The organism is Terribacillus sp. AE2B 122, from assembly GCF_902497585.1.
GTDB lineage: Bacteria > Bacillota > Bacilli > Bacillales > Amphibacillaceae > Terribacillus > Terribacillus saccharophilus_A.
Map to the genome: position 1 here is coordinate 56151 of NZ_LR700948.1, position 17127 is coordinate 73277.

The 17127-nt window shown below is 40.9% G+C and carries 20 protein-coding genes; 18 read left to right on the top strand and 2 right to left on the bottom strand.

Going from position 1 to position 17127, the window contains the following annotated elements:
• The first annotated feature begins 98 nt into the window (after window positions 1-98).
• From AE2B122_RS15710 to AE2B122_RS15795, 18 genes are all read left to right on the top strand, one after another.
• Complete coding sequence (locus AE2B122_RS15710) at window positions 99-1211, top strand: phage major capsid protein (RefSeq protein WP_254593539.1); 1113 nt, start codon at window positions 99-101, stop codon at window positions 1209-1211.
• A 13-nt stretch (window positions 1212-1224) separates the two neighbouring features.
• Window positions 1225-1494, top strand: a complete 270-nt coding sequence (locus AE2B122_RS15715; protein ID WP_175074715.1) for a fibronectin type III domain-containing protein — start codon at window positions 1225-1227, stop codon at window positions 1492-1494.
• Window positions 1494-1817: a head-tail connector protein gene (locus tag AE2B122_RS15720; protein ID WP_175074656.1), complete on the top strand. Its 324-nt coding sequence runs from the start codon at window positions 1494-1496 to the stop codon at window positions 1815-1817. The genes AE2B122_RS15715 and AE2B122_RS15720 overlap by 1 nt, the downstream gene beginning before the upstream one ends.
• Window positions 1798-2172: a phage head closure protein gene (locus tag AE2B122_RS15725; RefSeq protein ID WP_175074657.1), complete on the top strand. Its 375-nt coding sequence runs from the start codon at window positions 1798-1800 to the stop codon at window positions 2170-2172. Before AE2B122_RS15720 ends, AE2B122_RS15725 begins: the two co-directional genes overlap by 20 nt.
• A complete protein-coding gene (locus AE2B122_RS15730) occupies window positions 2162-2533 on the top strand; it encodes an HK97-gp10 family putative phage morphogenesis protein (protein WP_175074658.1) in 372 nt (123 codons plus the stop codon). The genes AE2B122_RS15725 and AE2B122_RS15730 overlap by 11 nt, the downstream gene beginning before the upstream one ends.
• Window positions 2530-2859 carry a hypothetical protein gene (locus AE2B122_RS15735; RefSeq protein WP_175074659.1) on the top strand — a complete coding sequence of 110 codons (330 nt, stop codon included), beginning with the start codon at window positions 2530-2532 and terminating at the stop codon, window positions 2857-2859. The genes AE2B122_RS15730 and AE2B122_RS15735 overlap by 4 nt, the downstream gene beginning before the upstream one ends.
• Window positions 2860-3489, top strand: a complete 630-nt coding sequence (locus AE2B122_RS15740; RefSeq protein ID WP_175074660.1) for a major tail protein — start codon at window positions 2860-2862, stop codon at window positions 3487-3489.
• A 44-nt stretch (window positions 3490-3533) separates the two neighbouring features.
• The gene (gpG, locus tag AE2B122_RS15745; protein ID WP_175074661.1) at window positions 3534-3896 is read left to right on the top strand and encodes a phage tail assembly chaperone G; all 363 of its coding nucleotides are present in this window, start codon (window positions 3534-3536) and stop codon (window positions 3894-3896) included.
• Window positions 3897-4062: 166 nt separating this feature from the next.
• A complete protein-coding gene (locus tag AE2B122_RS15750) occupies window positions 4063-7554 on the top strand; it encodes a phage tail tape measure protein (RefSeq protein ID WP_175074662.1) in 3492 nt (1163 codons plus the stop codon).
• Window positions 7551-8267, top strand: a complete 717-nt coding sequence (locus AE2B122_RS15755) for a phage tail protein (RefSeq protein WP_254593535.1) — start codon at window positions 7551-7553, stop codon at window positions 8265-8267. Before AE2B122_RS15750 ends, AE2B122_RS15755 begins: the two co-directional genes overlap by 4 nt.
• Complete coding sequence (locus AE2B122_RS15760) at window positions 8267-9835, top strand: phage tail spike protein (RefSeq protein ID WP_175074663.1); 1569 nt, start codon at window positions 8267-8269, stop codon at window positions 9833-9835. The genes AE2B122_RS15755 and AE2B122_RS15760 overlap by 1 nt, the downstream gene beginning before the upstream one ends.
• Window positions 9822-11606 carry a hypothetical protein gene (locus tag AE2B122_RS15765; protein ID WP_175074664.1) on the top strand — a complete coding sequence of 595 codons (1785 nt, stop codon included), beginning with the start codon at window positions 9822-9824 and terminating at the stop codon, window positions 11604-11606. Before AE2B122_RS15760 ends, AE2B122_RS15765 begins: the two co-directional genes overlap by 14 nt.
• A 14-nt stretch (window positions 11607-11620) precedes the next feature.
• Window positions 11621-11914 carry a hypothetical protein gene (locus AE2B122_RS15770; protein ID WP_175074665.1) on the top strand — a complete coding sequence of 98 codons (294 nt, stop codon included), beginning with the start codon at window positions 11621-11623 and terminating at the stop codon, window positions 11912-11914.
• A 71-nt stretch (window positions 11915-11985) separates the two neighbouring features.
• Complete coding sequence (locus AE2B122_RS15775; protein ID WP_175074666.1) at window positions 11986-13461, top strand: O-antigen ligase family protein; 1476 nt, start codon at window positions 11986-11988, stop codon at window positions 13459-13461.
• Between the two features lie 30 nt (window positions 13462-13491).
• Window positions 13492-14580: an acyltransferase gene (locus AE2B122_RS15780; RefSeq protein WP_175074667.1), complete on the top strand. Its 1089-nt coding sequence runs from the start codon at window positions 13492-13494 to the stop codon at window positions 14578-14580.
• A 118-nt stretch (window positions 14581-14698) separates the two neighbouring features.
• On the top strand, window positions 14699-15013 hold the full coding sequence (locus AE2B122_RS15785) for a hypothetical protein (protein ID WP_175074668.1): 315 nt from the start codon (window positions 14699-14701) through the stop codon (window positions 15011-15013).
• A 55-nt stretch (window positions 15014-15068) separates the two neighbouring features.
• Window positions 15069-15347, top strand: a complete 279-nt coding sequence (locus tag AE2B122_RS15790; RefSeq protein ID WP_254593536.1) for a phage holin — start codon at window positions 15069-15071, stop codon at window positions 15345-15347.
• A gap of 1 nt (window position 15348) precedes the next feature.
• The gene (locus AE2B122_RS15795) at window positions 15349-16527 is read left to right on the top strand and encodes a peptidoglycan-binding protein (RefSeq protein ID WP_175074670.1); all 1179 of its coding nucleotides are present in this window, start codon (window positions 15349-15351) and stop codon (window positions 16525-16527) included.
• 31 nt (window positions 16528-16558) lie between these two features.
• On the opposite strand, the gene AE2B122_RS15800 is transcribed toward AE2B122_RS15795, so the two are convergent.
• Both AE2B122_RS15800 and AE2B122_RS15805 read right to left on the bottom strand, forming a co-directional pair.
• The gene (locus AE2B122_RS15800; protein WP_175074671.1) at window positions 16559-16777 is read right to left on the bottom strand and encodes a hypothetical protein; all 219 of its coding nucleotides are present in this window, start codon (window positions 16775-16777) and stop codon (window positions 16559-16561) included.
• A 68-nt stretch (window positions 16778-16845) separates the two neighbouring features.
• On the bottom strand, window positions 16846-17034 hold the full coding sequence (locus tag AE2B122_RS15805; RefSeq protein ID WP_175074672.1) for a helix-turn-helix transcriptional regulator: 189 nt from the start codon (window positions 17032-17034) through the stop codon (window positions 16846-16848).
• Window positions 17035-17127: the final 93 nt, after the last annotated feature.

A 17127-nucleotide genomic window follows, 5' to 3' on the forward strand; every position in this document is an offset into this window, starting at 1 on the left:
AAAGAACACCACTTCATCAAGCAAAAAAGTACAAGTTGCCACTCGGATTGCAAATTCAGTTCTTCAGCAAGCAAACACTGTATGAATTGAAACAAAATATGTCTACTGTCGGTCAGCAGCTTCAAAAGGTGGAGCAGAACCTAGCTGATAAGGCTATGGACACATCTGCTACCATGGATGATATCAAACAGCTTCAGCAGGAAAGAGACGGATTGCAAATGCGGTTTGATGTTATCAAGCAGCAGCACGATCAAATGGAGAAAGAAACGAAGCAAAAACTGCAGCAGAATCAGAACTCCTTTGAAGGACTCTCCACAGAAGAGCGGACGGTAAAAGCTAAAGCTGAATTCATCCGTGCATCTGTTCAACAGAGACAGATTTCTGATGATGTTAAACAGCTAATTGCTATTCCGGCTGGCAACTCAACAGGTGGAGATAATTTCTTGCCGACAAATATGCAAAAAGAATTGGTTCATGAGCCGTTCGCAACAAACAAGCTGCGTGAAGTATCTAAGGTAACAGGAATCAAAGGCTTGGAAGTGCCACGTATCAGCTACACTTTGGACGATGATGATTTTATTACGGATGAACAAACTGCCAAAGAACTTAAATTAAAAGGTGATACCGTAGCTTTTGGCCGTAATAAGTTTAAGGTTAAAGCTAAAATCTCAGACACAGTCATTCATGGTTCTGATGTAGAGCTTGTCACGTATGTAGATAATGCTTTAGCTTCCGGACTTGCTGCCAAAGAGAAGAAGGATGCTCTTGCGGCAACTCCTAAAGAGGGACTTGAGCATATGTCCTTCTATGAAGGCGCGAAAGTCAAGCGTGTTTCTGGTGCCACAAAGTACGCTGCAATTAAAGCGGCAATTGCGGATCTTCATGAGGATTACCGCGAAAATGCCAAAATTGTAATGAGCTACAAGGATTATACCGATATTATCGAAGATCTTGCTAACGGCAATGCGACGTTCTACCAAGCACAGCCAGAACAAGTACTTGGGAAACCTGCAACGTTCGTGGATGCAGCTACTGAACCGATTGTCGGTGACTTCAATTATTTCGGTATTAACTACGATGCAATGACATATGACACTGACAAGAATGTGGACACGGGGGATTATCTATTTGTTCTTACTGCTTGGTACGATCAGCAACGTACGCTTGACTCTGCATTCCGTATTGCGACTGTAGAAGCTCCTACACCCTAATGCGCCCCAAGGTCTGACGCTAAGCTCCAAGTCGGACACGAGTGTGAGTCTGACTTGGGATGCTGTCAGTTATGATGGGGGCATTAAGCAATACGAAGTGTTCCGTGATAGGGCGAGTATCGGGACTAGGGTGGGCACCAACTTTGCTGATAGCGGCTTGACAGCTGATACTGCCTATGAATATACCGTTCGTGCTATCTCTAATGATGATTTGTACTCTCCAGAAAGTGATTCACTCACTGTGACAACGGATCCTGCACCTGGAAATGAAGGTACAACGTAATGGCTACAGCAGAAGAATTACTGCCAGAAGTGAAGGAATGGCTTCGAGTGGATGGGGATGATGAGAATAAAACAATTCTCACCCTTCTCTATTCTGCTAAGTCAATATTAAAAGGTTCTGGAGTTCCGGAAGTTACTGATACGGATGATAAAGAGCTTTTCGAGCAATACAAGCTAGCTATATTCCTATGCGTCACTCATTTCCATGAAAATCGGATACCTGTTGTTACCGGCATGACTGCAGCTAATCTACCGTTTAGTTTGCAGAGTATTATCCTCCAGCTAAAGGCAGGTGCATTACCACATGAACCCCGGGAGACTTGATCAACGTATTGCATTCACAGAAACGGGTTATGTAGAAGATGACGATGGTTTTGGAGTAGAAAAGGAAGTGGAGTTTACAAAAGCTTGGGCAGAACTGAAAACGCTCCGGGATCGTTCCTTTTATGCAGCTGCACAAACCAACAATGAGGATAACCTTCAGTTTCTAATCCGTTACAGAAAGGATATAGCAAAGCGTGATGAACAAGGAACGCGAATGGGTCTCCGGTGGCGGAATAGAGATTATGAAATTGCCTCTCTTACAGACGATGACGGGAAAAAGAAGACCATGACCATCATTGTTAAGGCAGTTAATGCCAGAATTCAATCTGAAGAGGAACAACCTGATGAGATTTGAATTTGAAGGTATTGATGAATTGATCCGTAAAATTGAGTCGCTTGGACAAGATACCACTCAAGCAAAGGAAAAAGCAGTAGAAGCTGCGGCAAACATCTATCGCGATGAAGTCGAGTCTTTAATACGTGCACGAGGATTAGTCGCTACGGGTAAGATGGCCAAGTCCATTATCGTAAAGAAAGTTGATGGGGAAATAGCATTTGACGTAGGACCTTCCGATGATGGGTGGTACCTTATCTTTCATGAGATAGGAACATCAAAGATGAAGGCCACGCCAACAATGCTGCCGGCTTTCGAAAATACAAAGGCACAAATGATAAGCGTCATGGCTGAAACCCTGCGGAAGGAGCTGAGGCTATGACCATAAAGGATATTTTGACACCACTAGGGTATCCGGTTGATAAGTTTCGTAGAAGAAGCACCAAGCTTCCGAGTATCTCATACTTCTATGTTCATCAGGGTACTGCATTAGCTGCGGACGACGCAGAGAAGAAGACGAAGCATATTGTCCAGGTAGACGTGTGGGCAAACGAAAATATCAATGCGGTCGTGAGGAAAGTAAAGGAAACGATGATTGCTGCCGGCTACTGGAGAACATTTGAATATCCGGATTATGAAGAAGATACGAAGCTCCTGCATACGGCGCTTCGTTTTTCTATTGATACAAAACCAGAGGAGGAATTGTAAATGGCATCTATTGGCGTAAGTAATCTACACATCGCAAAGCTGTTGACTGACAATAAAGATGGAGTGACCTATGATACACCGAAAAAAGTGGCTCCTTCTATTACAGTAGGAATGGTACCTACTACAAATTCAAACAACCTATATGGTGATGACCAAGTTGTTTCTGCAGACACAACTCTTGGCCCCGTGGAACTCACACTCAATACAACTGATTTACCGGCAGACATTGAAGCTGAAATGCTCGGTCATACAATTAATGATGATGGAGTTATGGTATCGAACAGTCAGGATCAGTCACCTTATTTTGCGGTTGGATTCAGTTCAAAGCAGACAGATGACGGGAAAGAGCTATTTGTGTGGCTTTTGAAAGTTAAATTCCGAGTCCCTGATTCCAACCACCAGACGAAGGGTGAAAACGTTGAGTACCAGACCCCTACTATCATCGGTTCAGGTATCCCTCGTACTTCTGATGGCGACTGGAGATATAAGGTTAAAAGCGCCGATCCTGACGTAAACCAAGCAGCTATATCTAATTGGTTCAATCAGGTTTACGATAAGTCAACGGCAGAGGCTCCAGCTTCAACTCAAACTTTTACTACAGAAGAGGAAACAACTGATTCAACAATTTAAGGAGGCTAATTAGCCTCCTATTTTTTTAGAGGAGAGGATAAGTTATGGCGCTGACATTGAAACTTACACTAACAGATGACAAAGGAAACCAAAAAGAAAAATTATACACTATTAACAAGGTGAAGGCTGTGTTTCTTCGAAAGGCTTTAGAACAGGATATGCGCATTGACTATACAGAAATGAAGCTGGAGGTAGTTGATGAGCTTGTTGGATTTTGTGTAGATGTATTCGGACACCAATTCTCAGCTGATGAGTTTTATGAAGGTCTAAACACAGATGAATTATTCCAGACTGTCGGCCGAATCAAAGCATATTGCCGTGGTGTACAAGGTATCACTGAGGCAAATCCTCCAGCTGCTGTCGAAGAGATCCAAGAAAATCAGGATACGGAACCAGTGGGAAAGTAAAAAGTGTCGCTGAGCAGTACAGCGACATAAAAACTTTTTATAAAAGAAGAATGAGTGAAGGGATGTCTATTTCCGAAGTTGACGAGATGGATATCTTTTTCTTTTTTGAGCTTTTCGAAGAGCCACAGGTTTCTATTGAATCGATTTTGTAAGGGGGGGTCTATTCGTGGCTGAAGAAATTGCTGCTTTACGGACCAAGGTGTCCATGGAGGATGCCCAGTTTACCCGGTCAGCTAAGTCAATGGCTGCTGATCTCCGTCAATTAAAGTCAGAAATGAATATGGTCAAAGCGAGCGGCAAGGAATACGAGAACAGCATGTCCGGCATGAAGCAACAGTCTGATATTCTTTCTAGGACTTTAACAGTGCAGCAGCAGAAGCTTGCTGAAATTAAAAAGCGATATGATGAGAGTGTTCGTGTTAAGGGTGTTGATGCTGATGAAACAAAAAAGCTAGCTGCGCAATATAACAATGTTGCGGGTCAGATCACCAGAACACAAACTCGGATGGATGCACTAACAGCAGAGATTAAGGAACAATCAAATCCTTGGAATCAGCTTAGTCAGGATGTAAGTGCTGCAGGGGATAAGATTCACTCAGCCGGACAAAAAATGTTCGGTACCGGTAGGAACATGACAGTCGGTGTAACTACTCCTATAGTCGGTTTTGGAGCGGCTAGTGTAAATGCTGCTTTGGAATTCGATGGAGCAGCAGGAAAAATACAAGCTCAAATGGGTACGACTGCGGACAGAGCTGAAGAATTAGCCGGTATTAGTAAGGGATTGTGGAAAGACGCAGTAGCTAATAACGTATCTGAAGCATCTAACGCTATTCGTACAGCTGACACTTTACTTAAAGGATTATCGAACGAACAACTTGAGAATGTAGCTATTGGTGCATTGGATCTTCAAAGAGCTTTTGAGTATGACGTAAAAGAAAGTATTCGATCAGCTAAATCACTAGTAGATAACTTTGGTGTGGATGGTGTGAAGGCTTTTGATTATGTCACTGTGGCAGCGCAGAAGACTGGTGATTACTCCAATGACTTGCTTGATACCATCAACGAATACAGCCCTCAATTTAAAGCAGCAGGCATAAGTGTGGAGGGGATGTTTAATATCCTTGTTCAAGGTGCACAAAACGGCGCTTTCAATATGGACAAGGTTGGAGACGCAGTCAAGGAGTTTAATATCAAAGCCAAGGACGGTTCTAAAACGACTGCTGACGGATTCAAAGCTATTGGTCTTAATGCCGATGAAATGGCTCAAGCTATCGCTAAGGGAGGCGAGGATGGAGAAAGAGCATTCATGGCTACTGTCACTGCTCTTGCATCAGTCGAAGATCCAGTGAAAAGAAATATTGCTGGTGTTGCTCTCTTCGGGACACAATTTGAAGACTTAGAATCAAAAGTCATTTCTTCGCTAGATCCAACTAAGGATATGCTTGGAGATGTAGAGGGAGCCACGAAAAAAGCTGGAGACGCTATGCGTAATAACTTCGGAACAGAGGCATTGAAAGTGTGGCGTGATTTGCAAGAAGAGCTTTTACCGGTGGGCGAAGAACTTCTTGATATCGCAGAAGATGTCATGCCTCGCGTTGTCGACATGGTTGGAGGCATGACCGATGCTTTTAGTAACCTTTCCCCAGAGATGCAAACTTCTATAATAACTATTGCTGGCATTACGGCAGCAGCCGGGCCTGCTTTGATGGGCATAGGAGGTTTGGCGCAGGGGATCGGGGGCTTGATTACAGTCGGAGGCACTTTAATTGGAGCATTAGGTGGTACAGCTGGTTTAGGGGCTACTTTAGCTACATTTGCAACAGGACCCGTTGGCATAACTGTCGGTGCTCTTGCACTTCTCGGTGGTGGAGTTTATGCCGTAACTCAATCGGTAGAAAAGAGTAAAGAGGTTAACCTTGATCACGCTAAGTCTCTTCTCGAGCAGCAGCAATCTTTTGAGGGGATGATTGTTAAATACGAAGAGCTTCGCAATCAAAACCAGTTGACCAATGAACAGCTTTTGAGATTCCGAGATATACAGGCAGAGTTGAAAACGGCTTCTTCAGCTGACGAAATTGCAAGGTTAAAAGATGAAGCTGCAGGATTACAGGAAAAGTCGGGTCTTACGAACGGCGAACTATCAAAGATGCTAGAGCTAAACGATGAGATAATTTCCCAGACTCCGGAAACTAGCCAAGCGTTTTCGGATAAAGGTCAATCCATAATCGAGAATACTGACCAATTACAAGAAGCAAACGAGGTCATGCGTGAACAATTGATGTTAGAACTTGAAACACAAAAGGCTAAAGCAGACGCAAAAGTTGATGAGAATATCAGGGATGAGATAAAAGCTCGAGAAGATCTTAATGCTAAAATCATTGAATTTAACAATACGCGCGTGGAAGAAGCAGCAGAACAATACAATTTGAACCAGCTTAAGAAACAGCAGCAAGAAGCGTATGCTGCGGGTGAGGAAGGCATTGCGTTCCAATTAGGCACACAAATTACAACGCAAGAAGCGTTAGTTGATCAAAAGGGTAAACAAGTTGCGAAGATAGCTGAAGAGATTCAGGGAAAGCAGACTTCCTTGCAGAAGAGCCAGGAAGAGCTTGAAAAGACACAACAGATATATGGAGAAATGATTAATTTACAGCTTGCTCAAGCAGGCATCAATGCAAAAGGAGCAGAGGGAATTACCCAGTTAGATCAATCCATAGAAAAATCCATTAATAAGCGCAATGAACTAATTAACATTAGTAATGAGCAAGGAGGCTTAAATGATAAACAGCGAACGGAATTAGAAAATCTTAATTCCTCTATACAGAAATACAAGGATACAAAATCCTCCATCCAAGAAATTCAAGGTGAGCAGGATGCAGTGAACGGAAAGATTAGTGCCGGTCGTAAAGAGGCAGGTCAGATGTCAGACACTCTAAGTAAATCCGAGGCAAAAGATATCAGATTTACCGGAGATGGCTATGAAGATGCCAAGATAATAAGTGATGAGACAGCCAGAGGCACCATGAAAAAAGTTGAAGTAACAGATTATGGAAAAGCGAAGTCCATCTCAGATGAGGCTGGCAAGGATGTAGACAAGACGGTGACAATTTGGGCAAAAGTAAAAGGTGCTGTTGGAAAAGTAGGTGATTGGCTCGGATTTGCTGGAGGTACAAGGTATGCACCTGGAGGCATGGCTTGGGTTGGAGAGCAAGGAAAAGAGCTTATGCATACTGCCAACGGTTTGAACTGGGTAGGTGAACAAGGTAAGGAACTTATGTATGTTCCTCGAGGAGCTCAAATAATTCCTCATGGCGAATCAATGAGGATGGCGCGCGCAGCAGAGAAGGATTATCCTGGTTACGCTACCGGTACATTGGCGGCTGCATCCAATGTAACAAATAGCCTGGACATGTTTGCTCGATATGCGGTTAGTCGTGTAAGAGTGCCGAGCAGAGAGCAAAATACAGGTGCTGTAACTATTGATAACAGAAATGAGTTTGATAAAGTTGTGCGTGAATTAAGACAGGTTAAAGGCGTGCTTAATAATATCCTAGCAAAAGATACAAATACTTATTTGGATGGTAAGTTGGTATCAGATCAGGTAGATAGGCACGGATTAAATAAACTGTCCTCAGCCGAAAGGGGACTTGCTACATGATGTCAGGTATCGCATTCATGGGTAAACACTCCTTTAAGGATTTCGGCTATACAATATCTCCGGATAAGGAAATAGGTATTGCCGAAAAACAGAAGAAATTGATTACTGTTCCATTCAGTAACAGCTCATATGATTTCAGTGAGTTGTATGGTTCGCAGACATATTCATCGCGGTCCTTGACGTATCCAATAAATATCGTGAATGAGGGCAACCCCTCGAGGAATGCTCTCATTGCGACTCGCACGAGGCTGCTAAACTGGTTAGCGAATTCACCTGGGAAGCAACCTCTACTTGATGACGACTACCCAGGCTACTATTTTCTAGCGGAACTTGATCAGGGTGCAAGCTTTCAAGATGACTGGCGCACGGGTATCCTTACAGCTAACTTCACAGCATACCCGTTTATGATTGGTACCCGGCCAGAAGGACACGATATATGGGATGAATTCAATTTTGAATTGGACGTTGCTCAGCAAGTACGTTTTGATGTCAATCGCAGCTTGATGGTGAATCTCTTGAATGTAGGAACGCCGGATGTAATACCTGAAATTATCACATCATCTGCAATGTCCTTGCGTAAAGGAGCTATTACATTAGAGGTGCCCGCAGGTAGGAATAGGAGCGATGATTTCACACTGGAATCCGGAGACAACTTGATTACAATTACGGGTACTGGAACCATTGAGTTTGTGTATTACAAGGAGATGTTGTGATGTACAAAGTCACTGCAATAAATGATGGTGTGGCAACAGTTATTCATCACCCAAAAGTAAATAGTATTAAATTACCTACAGGGTCGATCGCTAAAGAAATTAACTTGATCGACTCTTTTAATTTTCAGATTTATCCGAGCAATCCGGGATATGGCAAGATACGCCCATTCAAAACACTGATCAATGTCTTGAACCTCAAGACAGGTCGGTATGACTTTGAAGGACGTGTCCTCCAGCCGAATGAAGAGATGGAGGATTCAGGTGTTGTCAATGCAGCCTTTACTTGCGAGGGCGAACTTGGGTATTTACATGACAGCCAGCAGAAGCATCGGGAATATCGGGGATCACCCACAACCTTTCTACAGGAAATACTCAACTACCATAATAGTCAGGTCGAGGATTACAAACATTTTAGGCTGGGACAGGTAACTGTAACGGATCCAAACGATTACGTCTATTACTACACAAGTGCAGAACAGTCCACTTTTGATACCATCAAGGATAAGCTTCTTGATCGATTGGGTGGAGAACTGCAAATACGTAAAGCGGATGGCATCCGATACCTGGACTATATGGTGCGAATAGGAGAGTTAAAAAAGAACACGCCTATTCGCTTATCAAAGAATCTCAAGAGTATTACGAAGCAAGTAGACCTGACCAGTATCATTACGCGGCTTACAGTACTTGGAGCAAGAATTGAATCAGAGGACGACACTGCTACAGATGCATCTGAAGCAAGGATAACAATTGAATCAGTAAACAACGGACTTCCATATCTTGATGGATATGCACTTATTGATGAATACGATATAAAAGGTGGATCAGTAACCTTCGATGATGTCACAGATCCGAATATTCTCAAAAGCAAAGGACAGGAGTATTTGGAAAGTCAAAAGACTTTTCTAGCTCAATATACATTGAATGCTGTGGATTTATCGCTGATTAATAAAGCTATAGACAGCTTTGAGGTCGGAAACAGTCACCCTGTATATAATCCAATCATGAATATAAACGAGGACTTGCGTATCATTGGGAAGTCGATTGACATCAATGGTCCTGAAGGAAATGACCTTACCATAGGTGACAAGTTCAAACAGCTGCACCAAATCCAAGCAGATAATGCAAAGGCAGCGAGGAACATTGCTCAAATACAGTCACAGGTAGGTGCTCAGTCACAGCGTATAGGAACGCTGTCGGCAGAAGTGAAAGCTGTTAACGAAAGTGTTGTACAAATAAACCAAGCAATCATTGACAATGATTTGCCTGGAATGAACCAAGCAATAGTAAATCTAAATGAGGCAATATATGACCTTAATTCAGCAATAGAAGGCATTCCTCTTTATGGAGATGCAACGCCCAATACATCAGGGCTTATGCCTGCTACTGATAAAGCAAAGCTTGACTTAATCTCAGCTAAGCAATTAATTGATTTAGATCTAATCAAAACAACATTAGAAGAGCTGCAGAAAAAACTGCAGCTTATTTCCGTTGTGAATCCTGTTGATCTTAATCAGATGAACGAAAGAATAACAGCTTTGGAAGGAGGAACAACAAATGGCAATACCTGATAAGATTAAGCAACTTGCAAACGATGTTCGTACAAAAATATTTGGAGTAGATGTAAGGGAGTCCTTTGCAAAGAGCATGGAAGAAACTGCGGATGTAGCGGATCAAGCAAAAACAGCATCAGATTACCAGACTGGAAGAGTAGATAACTTAATCAGAAACAATCCTCAGCCTTCTGAAGTGGTGGATATGAGATATGATGCAGATGGAGAAGAACATGCAACGGCAAGCGCCCGCTTGAATTCTGACTACGATAAGTTAAATGGCGGGATAGAAACAAATACAAATGCATTGCAGAAGAAAAGTAATGAAATTAATGTTATCTATTCAGCAATTAAAGTGCCTATGGCTAACTATCCAAGGCTCCAAGGTGAAACAGACGACAATGGTAGCTTTGAACGAGCTGCAGCCGATATCCCTAATGGAGCAATCCTAAAACTCGAGGCAAAAGTTTACTATTTATCAAGGAAGTTGGCCTTTAATAGGCAGATTATTGTAGAGGGTCTTGGCTGGTATCGGGTACCAAACAGTATGGCGGTATTCGGGAGTGTAATAAAGGTTGCTTCTGAAGAAGCTCAAAACTCCTTAGAAAGTTTGCTCCATTTCAAAAAAGGCGGAAGTGAACTACGATTTACTGCTGTAGTGGGATTGAATAAGAAAGGTATTGGAGTTGAATTCTCAAACCCAGAAGCGGTACCTACTGACTCATCACAATATGTACACACCGGTAAACTTGATGGATGCATTGTAATGGGTTTTAATATCGGACAAATGAATGGTGCTTTTAGTGACCACATATCAAATCATAAGTCATATCTTACAGGTAACAATCATGCGGTAGGTTTCGGAAAAGATACTCATCATGATCATTACTTTGAAGACAGCAATTTGGACGGGAATGTTGAATCGAGTTTATATTTTCCTTCTAATTACAGTGTAGTTAACACTACAGTGCTGAGAACACACCTTGGATTTTCTAAATGGGGCATTTATCAAGAGGAAACCACCACGAATGATGGAATTGCGGGTCTTACTCTTATTGATTCTCCGATTGAGTTCGTTAGCGAGGGCATGATTAAATGTAGAGCGATAGGTCAAGCTCGATTTATAGGTGGTTACTGGGCGTGGGCAACCGGAACGACCTCATCAAATGCGTGTATTACTACGGATATGGTCAATTTCGGTCCTGTAGAAATTAAAGTAAGAACGGAAACCACTAGACCTAATCCAAATTCGCCATTCCTTATTCGAGTAAACTCTTACCACAACCATCCTATTTATATTGATACAGCTCTTAATGGATTGGCGAAAGAGTTTTATTATTCTCCAACTGGCGGAAGAAAAGTGTTTATAAACGGGGAAGAAGAAGCACCGGTTGTATCAAAGTTTAATGCATACGCTAATGCAACTCAACATTTCCCTTCCGTGGAATGGACTAAAGTCAATTATAGAGTTGAAGAATATGACACACTTGGTGAATATGATATTCAAAACTCACGGTTCACTTGTACCAAATCAGGCGTATATATCGTTTCAGCGGCAATTTATTTAGGTGCAACCAATGATATGATCTTAGCAATCAGAAGAAACGGAAATGAGTACAAAAAGATATACCATGGAACAGGAAATATGGCATCAGGTACATCTACAATCAATTTGAATGCAGGGGATTACGTTGAGATATTTGCTAAGCCAAATGGAGCAACTAATGCTGATATTGTTAGCTCAAACCAAAATCAGTCTGTTTATTTCTCAATGGCTAAAATTAAATGATTGGAGGTTTAGTTATGGCTTTGACAATGACGATTACTACAACAGACGGCATTACGATTTCTAATGCCTACGGTAAAATAACAAACTTTAATGGAGACAAGCATCAATTTTCTTTTACGATAAATTTTTATATATCGAAAGAAGCAGCTGAAGAAGGTATTGCTCCTTTAAGGACGGGAAACAATAGTCATTCGTTTTCTTATGATTTAATTGACTCTAGAAATTTATATGAACAAGCCTATGATTATCTGAAAACCCTAGATTTTTTTAAAAATGCGATAGACGTTATGGATAATTACGTTATATAAGCAAAATAAAGGGACACCTCTTTTTCAATATATGGTAATATTTAATCATATAAAAAGGGGTGTGTTTTTTATTGAATTCTAGGTTAATAAATAATAAGTTTTTTCTAGCTTTTATTATTTTGGCAGTCAGCGTGTTTTTTGGTACAGCGATACCGGTAATCTCTTTATACAATCAAAAAATGTTGATTGAATTATTTTTCACAGCAATCTTACTAATTCCCACTTTATTTTATTGTATAAAAGGATCACATCGAATAATCCCTGCGGTATTTTATGTTTGGATTTTGGCACCATTCTTTCGGAGAATATGTGACTGGCTCACGGGAGCGTATTCAGATACATCACTAATTATTGTTGCTCCTTATGTCGCATGCTTCATACTGTTCGTACCGCTTTTAGGGAGTAAATATCGCATTACTAAGAAACAAAAATATTTAATGGTATCGTTTCTTGTTGTAGTTGGATACGGATTATTATATGGAGTTCTAAACAATGGAACAGCAGCACTTTATCAATTTCTAGCATATTTTGCTCCAGTAACTATCCTTTTGTACATTCTCATTAAAAACCCTTCTAATGAAACACGAGTTAAGTGGATTAATAGATTGGTTTCAATGGCTGTACTGGTTTCAATATATGGATGGATTCAATTTCTGTTCGTTCCACCGTGGGATGCTTTTTGGATGCAAAGTGTTGAAATGAATTCAATCGGCCGTCCGCTACCTTTAGAAGTTAGGATGTTTTCGACATTAAATGCTCCGGGAGTTACAGCCCTTTTCTTGGGTGCAGTGCTAGTTGCTCAATTATCTGACAACCAGTTTAGCGGTCGATGGGGAATTCTAAAAGTCATTATTATCATCTCAGCACTTGCAATAACACTTGTTCGCTCAGCATGGATTATGGTTGCGATAGCATTTCTTGCATCTGTATTCATCCTATCTAAGAAGAAAAAATTTAAATCTTTATTCCTCATGGCAACAATGGGAGCCTTCTTATTCTTGGTAGTACCACACTTACCAGGAGGGGACATAATAGCAAGTCGAGCCAACTCATTCCAAAGTTTAGGTCAGGATACATCGTTCAATGCCAGGATTAGCTTTTTGCAGAGTACATTGCAAAATGCGATTGCATCTAATCCATTGGGGTATGGTTTAGGCGGCACGGGTGTAGGTACTAAGTTAGGTAGTGACGGTGGAGGAACTAGTGTTTTCGATAACGGTTACCTGGATATTATATATACTTTTGGAGTTGTGTTTGGAACATTTTTAATTATCGTTTTCTTTAAAATTAGAGGGGTTATTAAGGAATCATTAGTGTATGATAATTCGCTAAAACCTTTTAGCAGGTTGGCTTATCTAACGTTAGTTTGCTTATTTGTCAGTCTTTTAGCCGGTAACAGTTTCACAGGAATATTCGGTCTCGTATTCTGGTTATTCATAGGAATATCACTAAATGATAAGAAGTTCGAGGCTATTAATCAAACTGAATTAGAAGATGGTAAGAAACCTAAAGGGGTTAAGGTAGGAAGAAAAAGAATTGTGTGGTAGTTAGCCCGAAAAGATAAGGAGGTACCTATTTTGAAAAGGTACCACGAATTGGACTCCATTAGAGGAGTTGCAGCTTTAGCAGTATTTGTACTGCATTTGTTAATAGTATTAGGCTTCACTTCAACAGCCTATTTTTCGTTTTTGGAAAAATCGCCTTTAAGGATTTTATGGTCTGGTAATGAGGCGGTTATTATATTCTTTGTTCTAAGTGGCTTTGTGCTGTCACTTCCCTTTATCAAAGGGAATAAAGTTAGTTATCCCGAATTTATTGTTAAAAGGTTTTTCAGAATTTACATTCCATTTGTAGTCACATTAGTTATAGCGATAATTGCGAGAAGCTTTCTTACTATTGAAGGGCAAGGGGATATCTGGTCTAAATCTCTAAGCTTTGGTTCTGTAGTTGAACATATCTTCTTGATTGGGATGTATGATCAAAAGCAACTCAATCCAGTAATATGGAGTCTTGTTCATGAAATGAGGATATATATTATTTTTCCTCTGTTAATGTACTTTGTGGTTTATAAAAAAATAACACATGTTATATTGGGAGGCACAATATTGTCGATTGCTGGCATTGGCCTTCATTACGTATTTGCTGACAAAGTTGATTATTACACTAATTATTTTGATACACTCCACTATGTCCTAATGTTTATAATGGGCGCTTTGTTGGCTAAGCACCGCGAATATATAATTAACAAACTAAGAGGATTGAATAAATTAACTTTCAGTACCGTGTCAATATTAGCATTACTACTGTACACTTATTCCAGTCTCTTACCTCCATATGTTTCAGATTGGTTCACGGCATCAGCTGGTTGTATTATTATTGCAGTTTCCATGGCTAGCTCTAAAATATCCAAAATGCTCAATAAAAAAGTTTTCATTGAGTTGGGTAATATTTCATATAGCCTGTATTTGTTACATTTCATTATTTTACTTTCATTCATTAGCCTCATAGATAATGCATTCGTAGTACTTATATTAACTATAATATCTACATTTGTCGTTTCAAAGGTGTCATCTATATATTTGGAGGGCGCAGGAATAAAGTTTGGTAAGAAAATTGCTTCAGCATTAAAAAAGAACAGTGAATTAAGAAATGAAGAAATAGCTTAAATCACATAGTGTTTTAATTTTAAGCATCTCCAAATTGGAGGTGCTTTTTATTTTGTGAAGGAGGTGACAGCGGTGAAAAGATTAAAAGGGGGCGAGAAAAGAAATGGAGGAAGAAAAATTGCTAAATGATCACGAGCGCAGAATTGCCAGTCTGGAGCAGGGGCAAGCAGAAATAAAAGATCAAATGGATAAATTGTCCGATCAGGTCACTGCCGGAAACACCAAGGCTGAAAAAGACAACACTTATCTTCGCGAACAGAACGATAAGATGTTCAAAACTCTTATTGAGATCAACACCAGGTCGCAGGATCGTAAGCATGAACTAAAGCTACTGGATAAACAGAACTTCTGGAAATTAGCTATTGGTATAGGTGGCAGCGCTGGTGCCCTTATCACCTTAATTCAAGCTTTAATTGGATATATGACACGTTAAGCCTACCGGGTCCATCTGGCGGGCTTTTATTATGCAGAAAAAGGAGAGGTTCACTTTGAAAATCAATTGGAAAGTACGTTTCACAAATTTTCATTTCTACATTCAACTAGCATTAGCAATTTTCGTTCCAATCTTGGCATATGCAGGGCTGACAGCGCAGGACCTTACAACATGGCCGACGCTTTTTAATGTATTCGCTGAAGCAGTCAGAAATCCATATGTACTGTTCACTGTTGCAGTCAGCGTCTATAACTCTATTCCGGATAACACCACAAAAGGTATCGGAGACAGCCAGCAGGTTTTGACTTACAACAAACCGAAAGGGGATAAATAATATGGCTTACAAATTTCAAGGATTAACACAATTAGTGGATAAACGAGAAGGACTAAAAGAAGCTGGGGAGTATGTTGATTATGGTGCATCAAGTAAAACAACACGGGTTTGGCATCATAGCTTAACCAAAAAAACTGCTGGTGGTTCAGATGCTGCCAGTTTCGCGGCTTATCATGTTTCCTTAGGCTGGCCAGGAGTTGCATACCACTTCATAATTGAGCCGAAAAATATCGTAAAAGGCAAGGACGGTAAAGATCGAGCGCGAATCGTATGGGCGCAGGAAATCGGAAAGAAATCATATCACGTAGGTAACAGCAATAAATTCTCTCTTGGTATCTGTATTGCAGGAGATTATCGTTCTGATAAATTGGATGAGCCAACCCTTAGATCGATTAAGGAGCTACACGGCGCGCTGGTTTCCGATGGGATTGGTAAGACCGACAAGGCTCATAACGAGATGCCAGGATACAGTTGGAAGGCTTGCTGCGTGTTTGATTATAAAAAAGCAATTCAAGGGTCATATGTACCTTCTAGTGACAAATCTGATTCGGTACCGGACACATATACAATTCAGGAAGGCGACACGCTTTACAGCATTGCTGGCCGTGACGGCGCTGGTGGCGTAACAGTTGAGGATTTAATAGCAGTGAATGATGTAGATCCACTCAATTTACGTCCTGGTACAAAGATTAAATTTGCTAAAGCTAAGGGAGCTTCAGCTAGTACAAGCAAGCCAGCAACGTCCACTGCATCCAATACACGAAAGAGCAACATCAAAAAGATTCAGGATACTCTTAACAACCGTTACGGATTGAAAATAGCAGAGGACGGCATCCCGGGACCAGAAACAAACAAGGCAATTTACAAGGGTCTGCAAAAAGAATTGAACACGCAGTATAAAGCTGGACTAGCTGTAGATGGTATTCCCGGCAAGAAAACGAAAGCAGCGTTACCTACTGTACGGCAAGGTGCTAAAGGAAACATTACTTGGTTAATACAAGCTATCCTTTATATCAAAGGGTACGACATCAACGGTAAGGATACGGACAAAGACGGCAGCGGCGTGGATGGAGGTTTCGGCTCCAATACTGCTGCCGGCGCAAAAGATTTCCAAGGAGACAAAGGCTTGAAGAGAGATGCTGTCATCGGCATAAATACTTGGGCAGAGCTTCTTGCATAACAATACCCCTCCTTAATTGGAGGGGCTTTTTTTATTTGGCAGTATGATCACCGAAGATTAAAGCAGCATGATCCATATACATTTCTTCGAACATCTTCCGTTCCTCATCAGTAAACCTCAAAAACCTGTGATCCCATTCTAATGCTCTTTCTAAGTCGTACCCTTCCTCGTGCGCAATAAAGTCATGAACTACCTTCTGCCTCACTAATAAATACTCTGAATACATTTCTGGTCTGATCAATCTGATCATCTCCCTTCACCTTTATAATCGGACAAAAGGTTAGAGAGGTGTGATTTATTTTCCATTTTTACAATTTCTTAATCCGTGTAAATTTCCTTTATGTCCACACCTAACATAGCTGCCAGTTGGACAGCTTTATCAAGAGGAGGATAGCTACGGCTATATATCCAGTTAGCAAGTGTATTGCCAGACACTCCAAGCTCTTTGGCAATGTGTGCTTTCTTGAATCCGGACTGCTTAATATGCTCTTCTAGCTTCATCTTCATGCGTATCACCCTTGGATTTATCACAAATTAATTTGTGATTTTTGGTATCAAATATGAGTGCCATGGATATACTAATCTTAGAAACGCATATAC